At 56.3% G+C, this 748-nt stretch carries 1 protein-coding gene; it reads right to left on the bottom strand.

Annotated features, from left to right (window positions below):
* On the bottom strand, nt 1–748 hold a 748-nt coding region (locus tag Xhom_RS25155; protein WP_145957534.1), incomplete at both ends, for a condensation domain-containing protein.

The raw sequence follows: 748 nt of genomic DNA, 5'->3' as shown, positions 1-748 counted from the left end.
TGCCGGCATCGGCTGATGGCCCTGCTGTTGGTAACGGGCGCGGATCACGCCCGCCAGTTGGTTTGCCCGTTCGTTTAACTGCCGGTAGGTCAGCGTGGTACCTTCAAACACCAGCGCGATGTTATCCGGCGTAGCGGCGGCACGGGCTTCAAACTGCTGCGGCAATGTCCTGGCCTGCGGATACGGTACGTCGGTCTGGTTCCAGAGATGCAACAAGGTGTGACGCTCTTCATCACTGAGGAAATTCACCGACGTGTGGGGCTGGTCAGGATCACGGGCAACCGCACGCAGAATGCATTCAAGCTGGTGTAATATGTGTGCCGCCTGTTCGTTCGTCAGCCAGTCTTCTCCATAACCCAATTTCACGATCAGGCTGTCGCCCTGTTCATAGGCCATCAGTAAGACGGGGTAATCCACTTTTTCAACAGCCTGACGGAAGGTCAGTTTGTTTTCAATACTGTCGCCATCTCCGGTCACAGGCGCCGGATAGTTCTCAAAGACCAGCAGGCTGTGGAATAAACGTGCTCCTTCGGACTGCAAACTGGCGAGTGACACGGCACTGTGGCTGTTAAGTGCGGCGATATCGTTCTGTATAGTCTGTAAAACGGTCATTACACTGCGATCTGCCGCCCACGGCACACTGAGCGGCAAGGTGTTGATGTACAGCCCCACACTGGATTCGATCCCGTCAACCGGCACATCACGGCCGGAGACAACCGTGCCCACAATCGTCTGTTCATCCCCGCTG

Origin of the sequence: Xenorhabdus hominickii (assembly GCF_002632725.1) — a bacterium.
GTDB classification, from domain to species: Bacteria; Pseudomonadota; Gammaproteobacteria; order Enterobacterales; family Enterobacteriaceae; genus Xenorhabdus; species Xenorhabdus hominickii.
The sequence above is the reverse complement of the archived record's forward strand: the minus strand, read 5'-3'. Positions and strand labels throughout refer to the sequence as shown.